Annotated in this window: 17 protein-coding genes; 12 read left to right on the top strand and 5 right to left on the bottom strand. The window is 43.8% G+C overall.

The window, feature by feature from the left end; translation table 11 throughout:
- Nucleotides 1-72: 72 nt before the first annotated feature.
- The 7 genes from RMO55_RS06075 (at nt 73) to RMO55_RS06045 (ending at nt 10,874) form a co-directional block, all read left to right on the top strand.
- Complete coding sequence (locus RMO55_RS06075; RefSeq protein ID WP_310424859.1) at nt 73-1,422, top strand: TIGR03279 family radical SAM protein; 1,350 nt, start codon at nt 73-75, stop codon at nt 1,420-1,422.
- A gap of 42 nt (nt 1,423-1,464) precedes the next feature.
- Nucleotides 1,465-3,117: a TolC family protein gene (locus tag RMO55_RS06070; protein WP_310424857.1), complete on the top strand. Its 1,653-nt coding sequence runs from the start codon at nt 1,465-1,467 to the stop codon at nt 3,115-3,117.
- Between the two features lie 137 nt (nt 3,118-3,254).
- Entirely contained in the window at nt 3,255-4,199 is a 945-nt protein-coding gene (locus RMO55_RS06065) for a MoxR family ATPase (protein WP_310424855.1), read from the top strand.
- 355 nt (nt 4,200-4,554) lie between these two features.
- The gene (locus RMO55_RS06060) at nt 4,555-5,598 is read left to right on the top strand and encodes an RNA ligase (RefSeq protein WP_310424853.1); all 1,044 of its coding nucleotides are present in this window, start codon (nt 4,555-4,557) and stop codon (nt 5,596-5,598) included.
- 344 nt (nt 5,599-5,942) lie between these two features.
- Nucleotides 5,943-6,791, top strand: a complete 849-nt coding sequence (locus RMO55_RS06055; RefSeq protein ID WP_310424851.1) for an AAA family ATPase — start codon at nt 5,943-5,945, stop codon at nt 6,789-6,791.
- Nucleotides 6,792-7,090: 299 nt separating this feature from the next.
- Complete coding sequence (locus RMO55_RS06050) at nt 7,091-8,572, top strand: tetratricopeptide repeat protein (RefSeq protein WP_310424849.1); 1,482 nt, start codon at nt 7,091-7,093, stop codon at nt 8,570-8,572.
- A gap of 466 nt (nt 8,573-9,038) precedes the next feature.
- Nucleotides 9,039-10,874 carry a tetratricopeptide repeat protein gene (locus tag RMO55_RS06045; protein ID WP_310424847.1) on the top strand — a complete coding sequence of 612 codons (1,836 nt, stop codon included), beginning with the start codon at nt 9,039-9,041 and terminating at the stop codon, nt 10,872-10,874.
- A gap of 37 nt (nt 10,875-10,911) precedes the next feature.
- On the opposite strand, the gene nblS is transcribed toward RMO55_RS06045, so the two are convergent.
- A complete protein-coding gene (gene nblS / locus RMO55_RS06040; protein ID WP_310424845.1) occupies nt 10,912-12,855 on the bottom strand; it encodes a two-component system sensor histidine kinase NblS in 1,944 nt (647 codons plus the stop codon).
- Nucleotides 12,856-13,508: 653 nt separating this feature from the next.
- On the opposite strand from nblS, the gene murD reads away from it, so the two are divergent.
- Entirely contained in the window at nt 13,509-14,861 is a 1,353-nt protein-coding gene (gene murD, locus RMO55_RS06035) for a UDP-N-acetylmuramoyl-L-alanine--D-glutamate ligase (protein WP_310424843.1), read from the top strand.
- A 93-nt stretch (nt 14,862-14,954) separates the two neighbouring features.
- On the opposite strand, the gene RMO55_RS06030 is transcribed toward murD, so the two are convergent.
- The 3 genes from RMO55_RS06030 to map form a co-directional block, all read right to left on the bottom strand.
- Nucleotides 14,955-15,269: an urease subunit beta gene (locus RMO55_RS06030; protein ID WP_310424841.1), complete on the bottom strand. Its 315-nt coding sequence runs from the start codon at nt 15,267-15,269 to the stop codon at nt 14,955-14,957.
- Nucleotides 15,270-15,346: 77 nt separating this feature from the next.
- Nucleotides 15,347-16,117: a hypothetical protein gene (locus tag RMO55_RS06025; protein ID WP_310424839.1), complete on the bottom strand. Its 771-nt coding sequence runs from the start codon at nt 16,115-16,117 to the stop codon at nt 15,347-15,349.
- Between the two features lie 150 nt (nt 16,118-16,267).
- Nucleotides 16,268-17,089: a type I methionyl aminopeptidase gene (gene map / locus RMO55_RS06020; protein WP_310424876.1), complete on the bottom strand. Its 822-nt coding sequence runs from the start codon at nt 17,087-17,089 to the stop codon at nt 16,268-16,270.
- Nucleotides 17,090-17,434: 345 nt separating this feature from the next.
- On the opposite strand from map, the gene RMO55_RS06015 reads away from it, so the two are divergent.
- Complete coding sequence (locus RMO55_RS06015; RefSeq protein WP_310424836.1) at nt 17,435-17,926, top strand: DNA phosphorothioation-associated protein 4; 492 nt, start codon at nt 17,435-17,437, stop codon at nt 17,924-17,926.
- Between the two features lie 175 nt (nt 17,927-18,101).
- Nucleotides 18,102-18,941, top strand: coding sequence for a PEP-CTERM sorting domain-containing protein (locus tag RMO55_RS06010; protein ID WP_310424834.1), 840 nt, complete (start codon nt 18,102-18,104; stop codon nt 18,939-18,941).
- Nucleotides 18,942-19,224: 283 nt separating this feature from the next.
- Here RMO55_RS06010 and RMO55_RS06005 read toward each other — a convergent pair whose 3' ends face one another.
- Nucleotides 19,225-20,247, bottom strand: a complete 1,023-nt coding sequence (locus RMO55_RS06005; protein WP_310424832.1) for a hypothetical protein — start codon at nt 20,245-20,247, stop codon at nt 19,225-19,227.
- A 75-nt stretch (nt 20,248-20,322) separates the two neighbouring features.
- Here RMO55_RS06005 and RMO55_RS06000 point away from each other — a divergent pair, with 75 nt between their 5' ends.
- Both RMO55_RS06000 and RMO55_RS05995 read left to right on the top strand, forming a co-directional pair.
- Nucleotides 20,323-21,264: a metallophosphoesterase gene (locus tag RMO55_RS06000; protein WP_310424830.1), complete on the top strand. Its 942-nt coding sequence runs from the start codon at nt 20,323-20,325 to the stop codon at nt 21,262-21,264.
- A gap of 190 nt (nt 21,265-21,454) precedes the next feature.
- Nucleotides 21,455-21,547 (top strand): GTP-binding protein (locus RMO55_RS05995; RefSeq protein ID WP_310424874.1); only part of this gene is annotated, 93 nt, incomplete at its 3' end.

Genomic DNA, 21,547 nt, shown 5'->3' with positions numbered 1-21,547 from the left:
AATTTTTGTAGATTGACTATAACTGTAGTCAGCCTATTAGTCGATCGAGTTAATCATCCTAAATTATAGTCCATGAGTGAAAGTACGATTCGTCCGGCTGTAATTACAGGAGTTATTCCCGATTCGATCGCGGCAGAAATTGGATTTACTTCTGGCGATCGATTGGTGAAGATCAACGGTCAAACACCTCGGGATCTAATTGACTATCAGTTTTTATGTGCTGATGAAATTCTCGATCTAGAAGTATTAGATGCTAAGGGAAAAGCTCATCAGATCGAGATTGAGAAGGATTACGATGAAGATTTGGGGTTGGAATTTGAGACAGCCTTATTCGACGGCTTGATTCAGTGCAATAACAAGTGTCCATTCTGTTTTATCGATCAACAACCGCCTGGTAAACGAGAATCTTTATATTTCAAAGATGATGATTATCGGTTGAGCTTTTTGTATGGGAGCTATCTGACCTTAACTAATTTAACGACCAAAGAATGGGATCGAATTGCCGAAATGCGGCTTTCCCCATTGTATGTCTCCGTCCATGCTACCGAACCAGAGATTCGATCGCAACTACTGAAAAATCAGCGGGCGGGAGAAATTATGAATCAACTGGCATGGTTTCAGTCCCATCGGCTGGAGATTCACGCCCAAGTAGTACTATGTCCAGGGATTAACGATGGCGAACATCTCGATCGAACTTTACGGGATTTAGCTAGTTTTCATCAAGGCGAGACCCCAGCCGTTGCTTCTGTTGCGGTCGTTCCTGTCGGCTTGACAAGGTTTCGTCCCAATCTCACCGAACTTTCCCCTGTCACCCCAGCAATTGCGAAAGTTGTCATCGCCCAAGTCGAAGCCTTACAACAAGAATTTAAGCAGCAACTTGATTCTACCTTCGTTTGGTTAGCCGACGAATGGTATCTGATCGCGGGCATAGAACTACCATCTAGCGATTACTATGAAGATTATCCTCAACTAGGTAATGGAGTCGGTTCGATTCGTCGCTTCCTCGATGAATTTGCCGAGGAAATTGCTGATTGGGATGTGACCGAAATCGATCCTCCCCAAAGCTGTACCTGGGTTGTCGGCAATGCCGTCGAAAATGCTTTTCAACCGATCGTGAGCCAGTTAAATGCTGTTCCAGGTCTAACGGTCGAGTTAGTGGCGATCGCGAGCCAATATTGGGGGCAAAAGATGACGGTTACAGGTCTATTAACCGGACAAGATTTGCTCGCAGAACTACCAGGCAGAGATTTAGGAGATCGAGTCTTAATTCCAAGCGTAATGCTCAAACATGACGAAGCCAAATTTCTCGATGATGTTACCATCGACGAAGTTGCTGAAAAATTACAGATTCCGCTGATTCCAGTCAGCGGAATTCCTGACTTTCTTGAAAAATTAAGGGAAAATAACTTAAAGACAAATTAAATATTGCGCCCCAACTTCTATTCAAACTTCTGACTCCCAACTATGCTAACTCTGATTAAATTAATCCATACGCTCAATCGACGGATCGATCTCGCTAACAGTCTGGCAGCACCTAACATCGAACGTCAGACAAAAATGAGATTTCAGGCAATTTGTGCGATAATTGCGCTGGCTTGGGGTGGATGGGGAGGCGTGGAAACAGCACGCGCAGAATCGCTAGATTTCGTAGGAATTCGTCAGAGCTTACAATCATCTACAGGCGATCGATCTAAACCGAAGCGAGTAGGATCGATCGATACTCCAGGGAAAAGCATCGTCATAAAAGTACGTCCACAAAATCGACTACAGCCGTCTAATCAATACTCCCAAAATACGCCCCCTACTCCCCCTATTCCCTCAGCCCCCCCAACACCCATCAAACTTCAGAACGATCTCAACCTCCCGAAAACAGGTGATGAAGTTCAGATTACTAAAAATAGAGCACTGACTTTGCAAGAAGCGATCGAAATCGCCTTTCGTAACAATCGTGAAGTCCAAGCCGCTCGTCTGACTGTCAATAAAAGTCAAACTGGAATCGGTGAAGCCCAAGCAGCCCAAGCATTGCAAGTAGGCTTGACAAGTACCCTTCAAACTCAGGGTTCGCCAGTAATTTTTGGGAGTCAATCTCCCGTAAATAACAACGACACAAATATCCAAGGTAAACTCCAAGCCACTTACAGTATTCTGGATACAGGTCGAAATCAAAGTAGTGTTCGAGCAGCGGAAGAACAAGTTAAATTCGACAGACTCGATTTGATTCGCACCGAACAAAAGATTCGTGGGACTGTCATTACCGCCTACTACGATCTTCAAGGAGCCGATTCATCAGTCATCATCAACCAAGCTGCCGTCAAAGATGCAACCCGCAGTTTGAGCGATGCTCAACTTCAAGAAAAGGCTGGTGTGGGTACCAAATTTGACATTCTCCGCGCCCAAGTCCAACTGGCTACAGCCAATCAAGATCTTACCAATGCTCAGGGTCAACAGCAAACCGCCCGCAAAAAGATCGCCCAGATCCTCGTCGTCGATAATAATACCGAATTCAAAGCAGCCGATACGGTAAGAGAACTAGGCGGTTGGGGCTATTCGCTCGAGGATAGTGTTGTCTTGGCATACAAAAATCGCCCCGAAGTCAAACAACAACTAGTTCTTCGCAGTGTGAGCGAACAACAACAAATTGTTGCGGCTGCGGCTGATTCCGCACAAGTCAATCTTTTTGCCAATTATAGTCTCGGCAAAAGCCTCACAACTTCTCTTTCCGCCCAAGATAACTACAGTCTGGGCGCACAGTTCAGTTGGAACTTCTGGGATGGTGGCTCGGCTGGAGCGCGCTCTAATAGAGAAAAAGTCAACCAAGAGATCTACGAAAACCAGTTTACAACCACCCGCAATCAAATTCGGTTTGAGGTCGAGCAAGCTTACTATAGTCTCGGCTCCAGTAAAAAAAACATCGCGACTTCTACCCAATCCCTCAAACAAGCTGAAGAAAGTCTCAAACTAGCCCGCCTGCGGTTCCAAGCTGGGGTAGGTACTCAAACAGACGTGATCCAAGCCCAAACCGAACTAGCCAAAGCTCGCGGCAATCGCATCACCGCAATCCTCAATTACAATCGCGCACTTTCCACCCTTCGGACTGCTACAGTGCTAGCTGAGTAATTTAATTTGGGGATGGGGATTCGGGATTCGGGATTCGGGATTCGGGATTCGGGAATAGTTCAAGGAGTATCTGCCCACACCCCAACACCCCAACACCCAACACCCCAACACCCAACACCCAACACCCCACCCCCTCAATGACTCACGCAATTTTTGAACGACTCGGTAGTGCCTTACAAGAAGTTGTATTTGGACAAGCAGAAACAACCAATCAGCTCCTGATTGCCCTCCTGACTGGCGGTCACGTCATTTTGGAGGGGGTACCAGGCACGGGGAAAACGATGATGGTCAAGGTACTATCACAACTGATCCAGGCAGATTTTCGACGAATTCAACTGACTCCAGATATTTTACCCGCAGATATTTTGGGGACAAATATTTTCGATCTAAGGAATCAAGAATTCATCCTGAAAAAAGGGCCAGTTTTTACCCAGATCTTACTTGCAGATGAGATTAATCGGACCCCACCGAAAACTCAATCAGCATTACTCGAAGCGATGGCGGAAGGTCAAGTCACCTTAGATGGCGATCGACTGTTATTATCAGATCTATTTTGGACGATCGCGACTCAAAACTCACTGGAATTTGAGGGGACATATCCATTACCCGAAGCACAACTCGATCGATTCTTATTTAAACTAATCGTCGATTATCCCCCCGCCGCTGCCGAGCGCAAATTGCTCCTCAGTGCTAGGCTAAATCAGCCAGGAGCCAGATCGGATGCAAATCCTTTGCGACCAGTCGCGACTGTTGCCGATTGCCTTGCAGCCCGTAAATCCGTACAACAAATCGCTGTCAACGATAATGCGATCGATTATCTCCTCGCCTTGGTTCAACAGACGCGCCAACATCCCGATCTCAGTCTAGGAGTCTCGCCCCGTGCGGCAATTGCCTGGTTACATGCAAGCAAATCCGCCGCATGGCTCGATCGTCGTCAAATGGTCATTCCCGATGATTTTAAACAAGTTGCCTTACCACTGTTGCGCCACCGTTTAATATTACGCCCAGAGGCTCAATTAGATGGTTTGGAAATAGATAAAGTAATTGCTGGATTAATCGATCGAGTTCCCGTTCCTCGCTAGTTAAATTAATTAATAATTAATAATTGATAATTTTCGGCTCCGCTCGTTACCCGCCTGGGGATTAAGCCCCAGGCTAATAGCTCAAGTCTGTTAAAACAGACTATGAAGAATCGATCGGTAGACCTCCTCTGAAATGTCAAAATTTAAATTTGGAATTGCTGGATCTTTGTTGAATTAGTTGACAGTTAAAATTAGTTCGGGGTATCCCCTGGGTGAGACGATCTATTTGAAGTCAATACGAGTAGCTGAGAGGGTTTGAGCGACTAGAACGAGAATTAGCTGCGGGGAAGGTCGATCGGGTAACTTAGATTTAGACGAACTTTCACCACGGATATGAGTTGCTATTGCCGATCGTATGACTAATTTACCATTTGACCCGCAGACCTTACCGACACTGATCGAACAGGGTTATATCCTCAGCCAAACTCACCCTAATTTACCGCTGACGATTTACAACTATACCGCGAAGGCTCAATTCGATCGATATTGGGTGGATGCAACTCTAGCCTGTCGGGGTTTAGTGCTAGACGACAATTATCGATCGATCGCCAGACCATTACCCAAGTTTTTTAATCTAAGCGAATATCAGGGTTCTCTTCCTGACGGAGTACCGAATATCTACGAGAAGCTCGATGGATCGTTGATTATTTTGTTTTACTACCAAGGACAATGGGAAGTAGCTTCACGGGGCAGTTTTGCCTCGGAGCAAGCACAAATGGCACGGGTATTATTAGCTAATTATCAAGCCGATGTTGACATGCTCGATCGAGACTATACCTATTTATTTGAAATTATTTATCCCAGCAATCGGATTGTTGTAGATTATGGCTCCGCACAGCGGTTAGTTTTACTCGCAGCAGTACATACTCAGACAGGAGCAGAATTAGACCATACCGAGGTAAATTGGATCGATCGAGCAGAGATTTATCCAGCTACGACTTTTCCTGAATGGCTCAAATCGATCGACGAAACCGAAGCCGAATTACATAACCATGAGGGGTTTATCCTCAAATGGCCGAATGGTTTTCGACTCAAGTATAAGCTAGCTGATTATGTGCGGCTGCATCGAATTATTACCAGAGTTCAAGCTAAAGATATTTGGGAATGTCTGAGCCAAAACCAAAATCTCGAACAATTTCTCGATTCTGTCCCCGATGAATTCTATAACTGGGTTAAAGACACCAAGTTAGACCTGGAAACTAAATACCAAGAAATTGAAACCGAATGTAAAAATGCATTCAAAGATTTAGCCGATCGAAAGCAAAACGCGATGTATTTTCAAACCCAAAAATATCCTGGTGTTTTATTCCTAATGTTGGACAACAGAGATTATCAGCAAGTAATCTGGAAGCTCATTAAGCCTGGCTATCAACGTCCCTTTCGATCGGATGATGAATAGTGAGTAAGATTCATAAGTTGAATTATCTAGCTTCCATTGTCTATGCCAAGACATTCGTTCAAACTATTCTAACGTGGGTTTCTCCTGTCGGAGAGGCTACGCCAACGGGTTGAGGATCGCCGCTCGATCATTTTAGGCTCTGCTCGTTACCCGCATGGGGATTAATCCCCATGCTAATAGCTCAAGTCTGTTAAAACAGACTGATAGATTCTTCTTAGTCTGTTTCAACAGACTTGCGCTATTAGCACCGCACTTTAGTCGCGGGCGGTTCTGGAACGGAGCAAGTCAATTTTTCTTATCCAGAACTGAAGTTATTCTACACCTTTAGCATCAATTATCAATTTATGTCACTTAAACTAATCCTCACTAAAGGCTTACCTGCTAGCGGTAAAACCACATGGGCAAAAGAATATATCCAAAAGTATCCCGAAACAGCTAATCTCTGTAAGGACGATCTGAGATTACAACTTGGCGGTACTAATAAACGAGAAAAACGGATTATTAAAGTCCGAGACTTGTTGACAGAATATTATTTTGAGCAAGGTTACTCGGTGATTTGGTCGGATACTAATCTCAATCCAGTTCATCTCAACCGTGCGACTGAATTAGCCAAACAATATCAAGCAGAACTGATTGTTAGAGACTTTACAGATATATCGTTAGCTGAATGTGTCAAGCGAGATTTAACGAGAATGAATTCTGTCGGACAACAAGCGATCGAACAGATGTATTATGAGTATCTGCACGTAGCCGATCCAGCCCCAGAGATCGATCCTCAACTTCCCAATTGTTATCTAGTCGATATCGACGGAACTCTGGCGATTAACAATACTCGCCATCCCTTTGCGTGGGATCGAGTGGGTGAAGACGCGCTCAATCCAGCCGTGGCAAAGATCGTCGATAAATTGGGTAAAGATACCAATATTATTCTATTATCCGGCCGATCGAGCGTCTGTTCCGATCTGACGGTTGCTTGGTTGAAACAACATAATATTCACTACAAAGATTTATTTATGCGTCCGGCGAATGACCAGCGTCCCGATGATATTCTCAAATCAGAATTATACTATTTTCATGTTCGTGGTAAATATAACGCGATCGGGGTAATTGACGATCGGCCCAAAGTATGCAGAATGTGGCGGAACCTGGGCTTGAGTGTTTTTCAGGTGGGAAATCCCGACTATGAATTTTAAATGTAAATTACTGATTGTCGTAAATTGCAGTCGTATTTTTTGGTAAATTAGCGATCGCGACGCAATGCTAGTTTTGTGGTAGAAAAAAGTATGTCTATAGTGTAAATAGATCCCACTAAAAGGGGAATAATAAGCAAGCAACCACAGTAGTCTCGATTCACCGGAGCCGATCCGCATCGCCGATCCTTTCCGTCTCTATCGATACCGATGGTACAAATCCATCGAACTCACGTTGAATTGGGCTACATTTGCCATGACGAATTGTATGCCCAGAAGCAATACCGAGAAAACTACCATTTATGCCGCACCCCAAGATCGAGTTGAGATCTGCAAGATCGCTAGATTTGCCCAAGCAGCAAGTCAACACCCAAGTCCAAAAATTATATCAAGAAGGGAACGATCGAGCCTTTAATGGCGAGCACGATCGAGCAATCGAGTTCTATACTCAAGCAATAGAACTCGATCCTAACTTTGCGTTGGCTTATTGTGGTAGGGGTGAATCGTCGATGGAGTTGAAAGACTATCGACAAGCCGAAACTGACTATAAAATAGCCCTTAACATCTCTCCAGTTCTCGCCGTCGCCGATGGGGGGCTGGCACGAATTTACTATGAAGTCGGCGATTATCTAACCGCTTTAGTTGCCTGCAATCGGGCGATCCAAAGAGATATCGAAAATTTAGATTTTTATTACTGTCGTGCTTTAATTAACAAAAAAATTGGGGATTGTGCTGGAATCCTCGCTGATTGTAAGTTTATTCTCGAACAGCAACCTAGTGACATTTCAGCTAGATGGTTGAATGCTCGCGCTCATTTTCAAATCGGGAACCATCAACTAGCAATCTTTAATTTCAATCAGTATTTAAACTTACGGAGTGATGATTTCTATGCCCACTACTATCGGGGCATCTGCTACGAGAGATTGGGTAATTTGACACAGGCATTAATAGATCTTAACTGTGCGATCGATCTCAAAGATAATTTAGCAATTTTAAATAGAAGGCGCGGACGAATTCGCCAACAGTTGGGTGATTTTACAGGAGCAATGTCCGACTACGATCGGGCGATCGAACTCGATCCTTATCTGGCACAGGCATATGTTAATCGTGCCGATATTTATATTAATCGAGGTGATTATCCTCAAGCATTGATTGAATCCGACCGAGCAATCCGACTCAATCCTAAATTAGTAAATGCTCACTATCAACGGGGTGTAATTAATACTGAAGTTGGCAACCTTCACGCGGCTTTGGCTGATTATCATCGACTGATCCAGATCGATCCGCAGGATATCAATGCTTATATTCAAAGGAGTTGGATCTACTTTCGGCACGGCGAATATACGGCAGTTATGAGAGACTGTGAGACAGTTCTATCTGCCGATCGTTGCTCGGTACCTGCTAATTATTTAATGGGTGTGGTGCAATCATTGTCGGGGTTTAAGCAAGAAGCAATTTTTAGTTTTACAAAGGTGATGGATTCCGAGCCTAGTTTTATTTGTGCTTTATATCATCGCGGATTATTACAATACGATCTCAAAAATGAAAGCAAAGCGATCGATGATTTTAATCTAGCACAATCAATCCAAAATCAAGGCTTAAATACTACTGTCAATCGAGATGAAACGGGATTATATGCCGAAGGTTTGGCTTTATATCATATGGGGTACTCAGAAACAGCCCGAGTAATTCTACAGCAATCAGCATTGCGCGCTCAGAAACTCAAAAGCACTGTGTTTCATCGGCAAATTGTGTTTACGATTGAAGCTTTAGATATGAATTGAGTCTGGCTCGATGGAGATACCCTCGGGAGCATCCAACTTTTTATTAATTGTTCGTAGAATAAATTATCAAGAACCAGTCATCAGACTATTCAGCGATCGGGTTATTTTCTCTTTAAGAATTTTAAAAAGTGGGATGATCCCGATCCCCTCTTCTCTCTGTCGCCAATTTTAGGTATTTATTGTCCATCACAAATCTAAACTGTCGTGTAAATACTGAGCCGATTTTTCGAGAGTTTAGTTAAGATCGAAAAAACACTCTTGTTGGTACACTTATCTCAGATTCTGAACGATCCGGCGCGATCGGCCATCTATTTAGTCTAAATTTTCGGACTAATATTTGGATTACAGTAGCAATCTCAATTTAGCGATCGAGTATGGCTAGAGTTGTGGATTCTCCACCGGAGAGGCTCTCGCCAACGACAATATAACCCGCTATAAACTATTCTTTTTTTGAGGCACTCCGGCTATGTCGAAACCCTATTCACCTTCCTCTGCTCCAGAGTTTGCCACTCAGCACGACTATTCAGATATTTTAGGAATATCCACTCCTCCTGCTCAAACACTGAAATCAAATCCAGCAAAGCCATCACCATCGAGTTTTGAAGATCCTTGGGCAAACGATATATCAGCCGATTTACCAAATAATCACTCTACCCCAGCGGAATCGAAGATCGTCGATCCTTGGGCGAGTGACACATCAACCAATGCACCTGCACAATCGACAGCACAGAGATCCCCAGTCAATGCGCCTGCTGTTCGGCAAGAGGCTACTAGTAGCAGTGCAACACAGAGTCGCAATCCGCCAATAGAGACGCGAGATCGACCGCCAGCAAATCGTCCCCAATCGGCTGTAATTGTCGATCCTCCCGTCAGTGCCAAACCAGAACATCCGGCGGAATCGTCACCCAAGGTAGAATCTTCGGCAAGAGTAGCAGCACCAGTTATCCAAGATGGACCCTCTGTTACCGCCAAAGATTTAGCACTTCAATACTACAAAAGCGGTAACAAGTCTCTGGCCGCCAAAGACTATGCAAAGGCTCGATCGGCTTATAAAATTGCGATCGAGTGGAATCCCCAATTAGCCAGCGCACACCGTGGCATCGCCCAAGTTTGCGAGCAAATTCAAGATTATGAAGGTGCTCTAGTTGCCTGGGATCTGACAATTCAATGCGATTCCACCCAGATCGATTTCTACTATCAGCGAGCCTTAGTCCAAAAAGTACTCAAAAATTACTACCAAGTTTTAGCTGATTGTAAGCGCATTCTCGAACATTCCCCCCATCATCCGTCAGCACGCTGGTTAAATGCAGTCGCGCTCGTCAAAGTCGAGCACTATCAAATCGCCCTACTTAGCCTGAATCAACATCTAGAGACTTATCCTCAAGATCCGAATGGTTACTGTTATCGCGGAATTTGTTATGAAAGATTGGAGAAATTCCCTGAAGCATTAGCAGACTTCGATCGAGCAATTGCCTTGCAATCTCGCCAACATGTGTTTCATCATGCTCGCGGACGCACGCGCCAAAAATTGGGCGATCTCAAAGGTGCATTAGCCGATTTTAATGTGACGATCGATCTCAAGCCTCGCGCTGCTGTATACGACGATCGATCGGAGATACATCGTTGTCTGGGCAATCATTTGGAAGCTCTCCAAGATTGCGATCGAGCGATTGAATTAAACCCTAAATTTATCGATGCACATTTTCGACGGGGATTAACTTACGCCGAGCTTGGCGATCTCCAACTGGCACTAGTTAATTACACCAGCACGATCGATCTCGATCCGCATCATATTAACGCCTGGACTCAGCGGAGTTGGATTTATTTTCGACAAAAAGATTATCCCCGCGCTAAACTCGATTGTCAGGCGGTGAACGCTTTCGGCAAATCTTACTTTTGGTCTAATTATATACTAGGGGTAGTTAATAGTTTATTGGGCTTGAAGAATAATGCAATTGCCAATTTTAGTAAAGCGATCGAGATTTCGCCTAACTATGTTTCGGCTCGATACCACAGGGGTATTGTCTATCATGAGTTAGGCGATATTCCTAAAGCAATGAAAGACTTCGAGCAAGCTCGCACGATACAGGATCGAGGATTGGAGCGATTGGTCGATCGAGATGAAACTGGATTCTATGCCGAAGGTTTAGCACTCCATTATTTAGGACAGTCAGAAGCCGCTCGCACAGTCCTGTTGCTAGGTGCATTATCAGCCAAAAGATTCAATAATCCTAGTTTTCACCAGCTTATTCTGTCAAATATCCAAGCTTTAGGTTTAAGCTCTGGGGATCTAGATCCCTAACTAAGAGGGTGGTTTAATCCGAGGATTACGCTACTCTCTACTCTATGTTCGCCGCTACAAGTTCCAAACTTTCTGCCTGTGGAAGCTGCGGTTGATGGATGGCTAAATCAAACCAAAAAGTGGTTCCCACGCCCACAGCACTAGTAATATGAACTTGAGTGTGATGTTTCTCGATGATATTTTGGACGATCGAGAGTCCCAATCCAGTTCCTTCTAGAGTGTGGACGCGGTTCTCGACACGGAAGAATCGATCGAATATCGCTCGTTGATCTTCAGGATCGATCCCGATTCCGGTATCGATGATTTCGACTCTAACGACAGTATTACTATTCTCTTCTCCCGGCTCAGGCTGCAATGACACGCGATGGGCGCGGATTGTGACTTTTCCATCCGCTTTGGTGAATTTGAGGGCATTGCCGACCAGATTTGCGAGCACCTGGAGGATCAAATCATAGTTACCAGAGATGTCTGGCAGTTCGGGTTCGATATCCTGACAGAGTTCGATGCCTTTGTCTTTGGCATTAAGTTGATAGGTACGTAAGGTTTGTTCGATCGATCGAGCCAATTCAACTGCACCAAATAAATAGGTATGGGATGATTCTAATTTCGATAGATCTAAGACATCGTTAACCAATCGTGTTAGCCGATCTGTTTCGCGATTAGCTGTATCGAGAAATTCGCTCCGTTCTTCTTGAGTTAATTCATCGCCATACTCATGAAGCGTTTCGATAAATGACTTGATATTAAATAATGGCGTTCTCAGTTCGTGTGAGACATTACTAATAAATTGACTTTTTGCTTCATTCAATTCTACCTCGCGAGTGATATCCTGAATCGTCATCGCGATCGCCCGAACATTCTCCTTAATGGGATCGAGTACGCTAGTAATTAAAATTCTCACTGTGCGATGAGCGGGTTGATTGAGTGTAATCCGAAACTCTTCCCCTTCAAGTTTCCCAGCCGCTACTTGATATAAAGGACGAGTTAACTCAGCCGAAACGCTGCCAGGTAAAACATGCAAGACATTAGTTTTATCTAAGTCCAGATGATCCCAACCAAAAAAGCGACGAGCGTTAGGATTTGCTAACACTATATGGAGATTATTATCGATTAATACTGCCCCATCGGCGATCGTGGTAACTAGTGTTTCCAGCTTCGCTTTCTCAGCCGTCAATTCATCAATATTTTGTTCTTCAAATATCTCTAGCTTCTCTGCCATCTCATTAAAACTATCGATTAACTCTCCCAATTCGCCACCCAAAGGTAGATCGATTCGTTGTTTGAAATTACCCGAAGCAATATTTTGCACTCCAGACAGTAACTCTTTAATCGGTTTGGTAATTTGCAACGCATTAAATACCGCACCCAAAAGTACCATTACCCAAATCGACACAAATACCGCGATCGTCACATCCCGCGTCAACCCAGTGGACGCAACCACTGTAGGATTAGGATTAATCCCGATCGCTAGCGTACCAAGAAACTTGCCATCATGCTCGATCGAGACAAATACATCAGTCACCACCCCTTCAGGAGTCTGATGCTGACGTACTAATGGTAAATCCTTATTCCCATTACTCTCTGGTAAATGAATCCGTCGCTCGATCATCAGCGAGTTTTGCACCTCCGACTCTGAGAAAGGAATCCCCAGCCGAATATTTCCCGCATCATCAGCGTAGAGAATATACCGCAGACTCGACGTACTATGATAAAACCGATTAGAGAACCGCGCGACACTAGTCAGATCGTTTTCAGCTAACTGTGGAGCCATATTAGCCGCCAACAGCAAGCCTAAATCTCGCCCAAATCGGGTATCGTTAATTCGCGCATCCGCTTGAATGGTATTTACCGCCCAAAAGGTGCAGCCACTAACAATCAACGACACCACTAAAGTGGCTGCTCCCATCAGTTTGGTTTGAAGTGTGAACTCCATCCACCAATGGCGAATGATGTCGCGCAATTTGTCGAACATGGCTAGCATGAAGAGGGAAGGGGGATAGCGATTCGCACTCGCAGGGAAACCCGACGGTCTAGCGGATCGAGACAGGGGATGGTGATGAATAAACTATTTGCTAGCAATATTTTCCAGGTGCTGGGAACCTTATATCTGTATTTATACACCTTAGAGAAGTTGGGCTGTATCTCCTCCCACTATAACAGCGATCGCTCTAATGACTGGAAGATTCGGCTCGATCGCTTTCTGTCAAACTACCTGATTTGTCGGGAGTCTATCGATCGAAACTACCTAAAAACTCTTTTTAGCTTACTCATATCTTGCACCAGTACATATTAACTCCTGAAAACAGCCCTCGATCTGTTCCATCGGGACGTTTTCGCGATGGTTTCAGGCTTTAATGATTAGATTCGTGATAGTACTTATGTTTTAGTACAAGATATGACTATTTCCTCCTACCGAACAACTTTTAACGGCTTTTCATAATCTTTCTCTCTATACATAGCAAGCATCAGTAAAAACGTACTGAGATGCAGTCATAGATTCAACTGAAATTGAATGCGTTTATTCTATCTAAATCCTCACGATCGAGTAAAATATGGTGGGAAAATTGATTTAAGATCGAACATTTGTCCTCTGCGGTTGAAAAAATACTATCCTCACGACTGATAAAAATATATATGAAAAAAGCTACTGTAATCGGATTAGGTCGATCGGGTATCGCCGCTGCAAAACTACTAATCAAACATGGTTATACAGTCACCCTCAGCGATAGTAATAATAGCACCAGCCTCGAAACTCAAAAACAAGAATTAGAAACACTCGGAATTAAGGTCAAACTCGGCGACAAATTCGCCCCCACCACCGAAGATACGATCGTCGTCAGCCCTGGTGTCCCTTGGGATATTGCCCCCCTCGTCAAAGCCAGAGAAATGGGGATAGACACGATCGGCGAGATGGAATTAGCATGGCGACATCTCCAGGATATTCCCTGGGTGGCGATTACGGGTACCAATGGTAAAACCACTACAACAGCTCTAACTGATGCAATTTTTAAAGCTGCTGGATTAGAAACGATCGGCTGTGGTAATATCGGTTTTGCAGCTTGCGAACTAGCATTATTAGAAACCAAACCAGCCTGGATTATTGCCGAGTTGAGTAGTTATCAAATCGAGTCTACTTTTACGCTCACACCCCAAATAGGAGTCTGGACGACATTGACTCCCGATCATTTAGCCCGTCATAAAAATGTCGATAATTATGCAAATATCAAAGCTAAATTACTCCGCAATTCACAGTATAAAATCTTCAATGGCGACGATCGATACCTCCACAATCTAGGAGGATCTGACTGGCAAGCTGCTACTTGGACGAGCGTAGAAGGCAAACAACATCTACAAGGCAATCCCGATAATGGCATCTGGATTGAAGATAATTGGGTGATATTTAGAGGCGAGAAAGTGTTGCAAGCTGACTCTCTCAAAATGCCTGGAGATCACAATCTTCAAAATCTATTAATGGCTGTTGCAATTGCCAAAATAGCCGGAATTGAGAATAATTCGATCGCCTTGGCTGTCGCTAGTTTCCCCGGTGTTGCCCATCGATTAGAATATGTCTGCACTTATGAAGGTGTTGATTATATTAATGATAGTAAAGCGACAAATTATGATGCTGCCGATGTTGGATTGACAGCGGTAAAAGCACCAGTAATTTTGATTGCTGGCGGTGAAGCTAAAGAAGGTGATGATTTGGCTTGGTTGGATACAATTAAACAAAAAGCAGCCGCAGTATTATTAATTGGTAATGCTGGCACTCAGTTTGCCAATCGATTAAAATCAGTCGGATATACTAACTATGAAGTCGTCGAAACAATGGCAAATGCGGTGGATCGATCGATCGAATTAGCCGAACAACATCGAGCCAAGGTTGTCTTATTGTCACCCGCTTGTGCTAGTTTCGACCAGTACGATAGTTTCGAGCATCGTGGTGATGATTTTCGCCAACTGTGTCAATCTCTTGGCACGATCGAATAATTATCGATTCGATCGATTAATCTCGGTTGTATCATAGACATCCCTTTGGCGTGTTTAACTGTAATTCAACTTTACTCCATCGCGTGGCGTCTTCTACAAAGAATCGAGTTTACCTTCAATTTGGGCGTTGAATCCGTAGATTTCGCGAGATCCTGCTAGAGCGACTAGTTGAATTGTTTTCTCGTCTCCTGGCTCGAATCTGACTGCAGTACCAGCCGGAATATCAAGACGCATTCCTTTTGTTGGTACTCTATCAAATTCTAAAGCTGCATTCACTTCATAGAAGTGATAGTGAGAACCAATTTGAATCGGTCGATCTCCAGTATTTGCTACAGTTAGTTTAAGCGTATGACGATCGACATTTAGTTCGATTTCGCCATCTTGAGCAATAATTTCACCAGGAATCATATTAGGTGTTAGGTGTTAGGTATTGGGTGTTAGGTGTTAGGTATGAAATCAATTCTATTGCTAGAGCCTAAAGCCTCTTACGCTGTTTTAAAGAATCTAATTAATTCGCGAGCGTGTTCGAGAAATTGTCCATCAACAGTAATTTGGGAAATAGCTTGTCTCGCTTCCTGCGCTAATCGTTGATGATCTAGTTCGTTACTTGCTTTCATGTCTGCCATTGATACGGTAATTTTCGATAGTTCTGCACGATTATTTTCCCCTCGATTATTTTGCTGACTTAGCCAAGATTCATCATTATTAGGATCTAATTGACTGGTTAATCGAGTCACTCGATCTTCTAATTGTCGAAACCTGTCGCGTAACTCTAATATATCCGCACGAGGGTAAGCAAATTGTTCCTGCATCGAACTCAGTCGGGTTGCTAAATACTCATAAGTACTAATTGCTGGACGTAATAGAGTTAATAATAGTACGCCGATCGAACTCCAATAGCCTAATGCCGTAATTCCATTAATTGCTAACCAATATAACCCGATCGCGGTACCTAAATGTAACCCGATTGCCACAATTAAAGATTTGGTAGCAATCCCACTCGCATATTGAATCTGGCGATCTTCGACACTAATGCCTTGGAGTTGAGATTCCTTCCCTGTCTGCACTGCGGCTTGGGCACTAAAATAGATATTCCACGGGACTGTCACAATTAAAATTGCCCACTCAAAAATGCCAATTCCGATCGCCCAATCCCATAAACTCCCAGTTGGCATCTGAAACCAATTTAATAAACCAAATGCCAATAGAGCGATAAAAATCAATCCAGAATTAAAAGCTGCTACGCTACCGTACATAATTTATATTATTTTTGCTTTACTTATGCTCCATTGTGAATGAGGATCTATTTGTGTGGCGATCGGGTTATGCTACTTTCTCAACTGCACAAGACATCTCAACAAATATCCCCGACTTTTTGAAAAAGTCGGGGATATCAGCCTTAACCATTAAACTAAATTACGATCGGTCAAAATCTCATAGCCATCTTTAGTTACTAAAACGGTATGCTCGAATTGAGCCGATAGAGATTTATCGATCGTGACCGCAGTCCATTTATCTGGCATCATTTTAGTAATCTTCGAGCCAGCGTTGATAATTGGCTCGATCGCGATCGTCATCCCCGCTCTCAATTTCACATTGGGCATTTCGCGCGTGCGGAAATTAAATACCGATGGTTCTTCGTGGAGATTTCGCCCTACTCCATGTCCAGTAAAATCTTCGACGATACTAAAGCCATTTGCCTCTACATGGTCTTGAATTGCTCCTGCGAGGTCTAGGAGGTAAGCACCTTCTTTTACCTGTTCTATGCCCTTGTAGAGGGCCTCCTCTGCTACTTGAATCAGTTTAGCAGCAGCAGGAGTGACTGTCCCTACGCCGATCGTGATGCAAGAATCGCCGTGAAAGCCCTGAAAAAACGCGCCTGTATCGACTTTGAGTACATCGCCCTGCTTGATTACTTTCTTGCGATTGGGGATACCATGCACTGCTTCATCATTGATACTGGCACAAATCGTCGCCGGAAATCCATATAAACCTTTAAAACTAGGAATTGCATCCATTTCCCGAATTCGTTTCTCAGCATAAGCATCCAAATCCGCCGTAGTCATCCCTGGCTCTACCATCCCGAAAATCTCTTTTAAGACTGTAGCAACAATTCTCGAAGATTGGCGCATAATACCAATCTCTCGCTCGGTTTTAATTTGGATACCCTTTGATTGTTTCTTTTCGCGGGTGGCTTGAGGTTTTAGTAAATCGCTGAGAATATTCATGTTGGGATCGAGCAGGCTGGATAAAGGTAAAAATACGGCAACTGATTCAGTGGCGGGATGTTCCAATCGATGAGCAACATCGGGACAACTTTTGAATGTTAGACTATGCCTTCTTCATTTTAATGCTTTACAGTTCGATCGCGTAGCCATTGAAAAAAGCTCTCATCTTGCACAATCCTTAGTGCTGTAGGGGCGCAAAGTGCTACACTGCTATTAAGTGTGGTGGCAATTGCGTTAGGCATCATCTTTGAAAATACAAAATGTCGCATACATAGTGGGATTAGCATTTGCGATCGCCACTACTGCCAAGTCCTGCTCCCTGACACCCGCTCCCCCCCTTATTACATGTCTGAAAATCGGATTCGAGTAGCAAAAGATAAAGCTGAATTAGTCAAATCACTAATTGCATCGACTGAGAATAATAGCCCATTTCAGACTTATGCTGATGTGGTGTTGTTTGCAGCAGTACTAGGTGCCAAACAAAATCAACGTTTAGCACTGGGAGAAATTTCCAAGAAAGAACCAGGACCGATTAGTATTGAGATATTCATCGCACGCGGTTACGATCCGGTAATGAAACTAATTGCGATCGCGGCTAGCGAAAATATTAACGTAATTTCACCCGATCGAGCCGATTTTGAGCAGCAGCGCATCCAGATCTTTGAAGAATATGCCAATGGTGGATTAGATATCCTGGGGCGAGAATTATGCGGTGCAGTAGATTATACCGAGCGCATCTTACTGATGTTATCCGCACCACTAGAGACCAATCCCAGTAACGAAAACAGACCTCCAAATACATCCGTAGAATTCGATCTTAGCAAATTTTTGGGCTGAGCGATCGTTTGTGAAAAAATTTGGGTACTATAACGATAATCTAGATTTTAGCTGTGCAATTTATACAAGCTTCACCGCTCTAGTCTTGAGAATTTTCGGACTACTTTTCTGCCTTTTCGGGGAAATTTAGTACGAGAATCAAAATTGTTCCGCTTAAACTCCAACAAAGAATTCTATGAACTTTAAATTTTCATCGTTAGCAGTAACTTCTCTGACATTTGGTTTGATAAGTACCCTATCTTCTCTTTCAGCGCAAGCTGCCAATGTTGTAGGCGTATTTGGTAACAGTTGTGATGTCTGTGGCTTCAGCCTGAGCACAATCAATAATTATTACAATAGTGGCTTAACCGTAAGCGGACAGCCAGTTTCTTCTAGCATCTTGACAGGGACATTGGATACGAATAATCTATCCAATATTAATCTGCTGTGGATGGTTCAACCCGCTAACTCTTACACTAATGCTGAACTTAATTCACTCAGCACCTTCCTATCTGGTGGTGGACGGATTGCTTTTATGGGCGAACACGGCACTATCGCTCCAAATGAAAATAACCGCATTAGTGCTGCAATTACAGCTTTAGGTGGTAATATTTCCATTAACAATATAGTTGTAGATGGTGGATTTCGTGATGCGACCGTTGGTAATGGACAAATCCTCAGTAATCCGCTGACTGCAGGTGTCAATACTTACAATTATGCAGCTTTCGCCCCTCTAAACATCAGTGGATCTGCCATCGCCTTAATGAACGGAACTAACTCATCAGATGTGATGATGGCATATCAAAATATTGGTGCTGGTAGTATTTTCGCGATCACCGATCAAAATGTTTGGGACAATGTAAGTTCGACAGGCACAAATAATAATGGCATTTTGTTCCAGAATTTATTAGGTGCTAGCACAATTCCGACCGATCCAACGGCAGTACCTGAGCCATTTACCGTCGTTGGTACTTTTATCGGCGGTACAGCAGCATTACGCATGAGAAAGAAACTAAAATCTAGCACTAAAGTATAGATTCAAATAAATTGTAAATAAGGTCCGCGAAGGCGGACTTTGTATCAATAGCACCGATTTCAATCGAGCGGGACTTAAACGAAGATTCGTTTGGCTACCACCTGGGGATAAATCCCCAGGCTAACAGCTCAAGTCCACTTCAGTCGCGGGCGGGTGACGAACAAAAGCCAACATTCTTAACCCGAACTCAGGTTAGTTTAATTAAAGCACCAGATAAGTTTGCGGATTTCAGCAATGATTCCGATAGCTTGTCTGGTGTTTTGTATTGATTATCTGCAAATCGTTAGTAGCTCTGTCGTCGTTGTAAAATAATCATATGTTGACCGACTACGGGACTGCGAGCGATCGAATCACCCCGTACATTCTGGATCTCTAATTTGGTAAAATGATTTGCCTTGGCTTGAAGCCACATCCGATCTGTGACTCGATCTTGTCGATCGTCACTAACTAGATACCAAATTGGATTAAGCTTGACAATCAATCGATCTCCAGCAATATCGACCTTCAGTGTCTGAATAATATCATCTGGATATTGACTGGTAATATCACTCAGTTGAGTCTGAATTGCCTCGATAAATGCCTGTTCGGGGCTACCTTCTGGTACTATTGCTACCGCAGATGTGGCATTTGGTTGTACTTCAACCGATGCGGCTGGTGGATTAGCAATTGAAGGACTAGTGCCAGGTACAAAAAAACCATCGACAACCCAGATCCCAATAGTTACGAGCATCACCACAATTGCCGTGAGAATCGCGTCAGAGAGCTGACGAATTGGGGCGGGGAGTAAGCGGCGGAATTGTTGCAGCATTGCCATCCAGAGACCGATAGCTTGCTCTATTCGGGTGGATGTTGCTGGAGTCGGAGTTGGAGCACTACTGGGTGAAAATGTTCGTTTGGGAAGATCGTCCCCCCACATATCCGCGTTCTGTGGTGCGGGTATGGGCTTCTTACTGCGGCGGACTTCTTGAATATTGCTGTTTTTGACTGTTGCTGCGGGTAGAGCCTCGTCCCATTCTTCCAAATCTGGAGGAGTGCTTACTGGTGGTGCTACGATTGGTTCGATCGGTTGAGCGTAGACGACAGGGTTATTCTCATCAGCCAATGTTTCGGCATCATCCCAATTAGTCTCCTCGTCATCATCAAATCTATTCGCACTCGGAAATTCCCGTTCTTCAATTTCTGCCTGGGATGGAGTACTGTTAGATCGTGGATTTGCAGGAGAGACTGTTGGCTGCGCTGGGTTCTTTTTCCCAAACCGTCCAAACAATCCTTGCATTAGTTTACCTGTCCTCGACTGGGGTGCCATTGCGGTAGAAGTAGTTTCACTTTCTTCTAATTTATCATCTTTATTAGGTCAGCCCATTACAAATAACCAAACTTTATGAGTACTAACCGCCGTCGATTTTTAATTGGAGCTAGCTTGGCTGGCTTGGGTATTGCTGGGGCAGGTAAATTACTAGCAGATCGATTCAATTCTAGCAGCGATGGTGTAAATGCCTCCCAGGGCGAAGGAGTGTCGGCAGTTGCAATACCCAAGTCCAAGTTATTACAGCGATTTGCCGTCCTTGCCGATACAGGTACGGGTAGTGCCAAGCAGTATGCTGTCGGTCGTGCGCTGGCTCTCTACCACGAAAAAAATCCTTTTGATACGATCCTGCTGGCTGGCGATAATATCTATACCAATGGAGAGTTTACGAAAATTAAACCAGTTTTTACCATTCCCTATCAAGATTTACTTCAGCAGGGTGTGAAGTTTTACGCTTCTTTAGGCAATCATGACGTGCGGACAATGAATGGCGATCTTCAAGTTGCTTATCCTGAGTTTAATATGCAGGGTCAACGTTATTACATGCATGGTCAAGGTGATGTCCGGTTCTTTGTCTTGAATACTAACGATCTGATCGATCGACAATCGCCCGATCGAGTGGCACAATTAGATTGGCTCGATCGAGCATTAGCGGCGAGTAAAGCTAAATGGAATATCGTTTATGGACATCACAATATTTATTCCGCGGGGGTGTACGAAGTCAATCAAGTAATGGCAAAAGATGTCACTCCCATCTTGAAAAAACATAAAGTTCGCCTCTGGATTAACGGTCACGATCATAATTATCAACGATCGAAACCGATCGATGGAACCACTTATATGGTCTGCGGCGGCGGTGGCGCGGGTTTATATCCAGTGAGAGCGCAGAGTTGGACGGCTTTTGCTCAAAGCGTCCACAGTTTTGGAATTGTCGAAGTATATCAAGACCAAATTTTGCTGACTGGAATTAATAGTAAAGGCGAGATAATCGATCGAGGATTAGTTAATTTCGCGTAGTATCTAGTAAAATCCCCTCTTGGGAGCGGATTTTCCCGTGCGGAGCTTCTTGAATTAGTACAAGAAATGAGTCGATCGAGCGAAATCCAAAGACAGCAATAATACCCACGATCGGCTACAATAATCCATAGATATTTACAATTTTTAGTAAATCTCGATCGAGACAATTAGAGTTCTAACTCCACAATTTATGAGTATTCCCATTCGTAACGTAGCCATCATCGCTCACGTAGATCACGGTAAAACCACCCTTGTTGATGCACTTTTGAAACAATCCGGTGTT

Source organism: Chamaesiphon sp. VAR_48_metabat_135_sub (assembly GCF_031418915.1).
Taxonomy (GTDB): Bacteria; Cyanobacteriota; Cyanobacteriia; order Cyanobacteriales; family Chamaesiphonaceae; genus Chamaesiphon.
This window is presented reverse-complemented; position numbering and strand designations above follow the sequence as displayed.

Coding starts and splice junctions, on each gene's coding strand:
- RMO55_RS06075 (WP_310424859.1), top strand. CDS start 73: ATGAGTGAAAGTACGATTCGTCCGGCTGTAATTACAGGAGTTATTCCC.
- RMO55_RS06070 (WP_310424857.1), top strand. CDS start 1,465: ATGCTAACTCTGATTAAATTAATCCATACGCTCAATCGACGGATCGAT.
- RMO55_RS06065 (WP_310424855.1), top strand. CDS start 3,255: ATGACTCACGCAATTTTTGAACGACTCGGTAGTGCCTTACAAGAAGTT.
- RMO55_RS06060 (WP_310424853.1), top strand. CDS start 4,555: ATGACTAATTTACCATTTGACCCGCAGACCTTACCGACACTGATCGAA.
- RMO55_RS06055 (WP_310424851.1), top strand. CDS start 5,943: ATGTCACTTAAACTAATCCTCACTAAAGGCTTACCTGCTAGCGGTAAA.
- RMO55_RS06050 (WP_310424849.1), top strand. CDS start 7,091: ATGCCGCACCCCAAGATCGAGTTGAGATCTGCAAGATCGCTAGATTTG.
- RMO55_RS06045 (WP_310424847.1), top strand. CDS start 9,039: ATGTCGAAACCCTATTCACCTTCCTCTGCTCCAGAGTTTGCCACTCAG.
- nblS (WP_310424845.1), bottom strand. CDS start 12,855: ATGCTAGCCATGTTCGACAAATTGCGCGACATCATTCGCCATTGGTGG.
- murD (WP_310424843.1), top strand. CDS start 13,509: ATGAAAAAAGCTACTGTAATCGGATTAGGTCGATCGGGTATCGCCGCT.
- RMO55_RS06030 (WP_310424841.1), bottom strand. CDS start 15,269: ATGATTCCTGGTGAAATTATTGCTCAAGATGGCGAAATCGAACTAAAT.
- RMO55_RS06025 (WP_310424839.1), bottom strand. CDS start 16,117: ATGTACGGTAGCGTAGCAGCTTTTAATTCTGGATTGATTTTTATCGCT.
- map (WP_310424876.1), bottom strand. CDS start 17,089: ATGAATATTCTCAGCGATTTACTAAAACCTCAAGCCACCCGCGAAAAG.
- RMO55_RS06015 (WP_310424836.1), top strand. CDS start 17,435: ATGTCTGAAAATCGGATTCGAGTAGCAAAAGATAAAGCTGAATTAGTC.
- RMO55_RS06010 (WP_310424834.1), top strand. CDS start 18,102: ATGAACTTTAAATTTTCATCGTTAGCAGTAACTTCTCTGACATTTGGT.
- RMO55_RS06005 (WP_310424832.1), bottom strand. CDS start 20,247: ATGGCACCCCAGTCGAGGACAGGTAAACTAATGCAAGGATTGTTTGGA.
- RMO55_RS06000 (WP_310424830.1), top strand. CDS start 20,323: ATGAGTACTAACCGCCGTCGATTTTTAATTGGAGCTAGCTTGGCTGGC.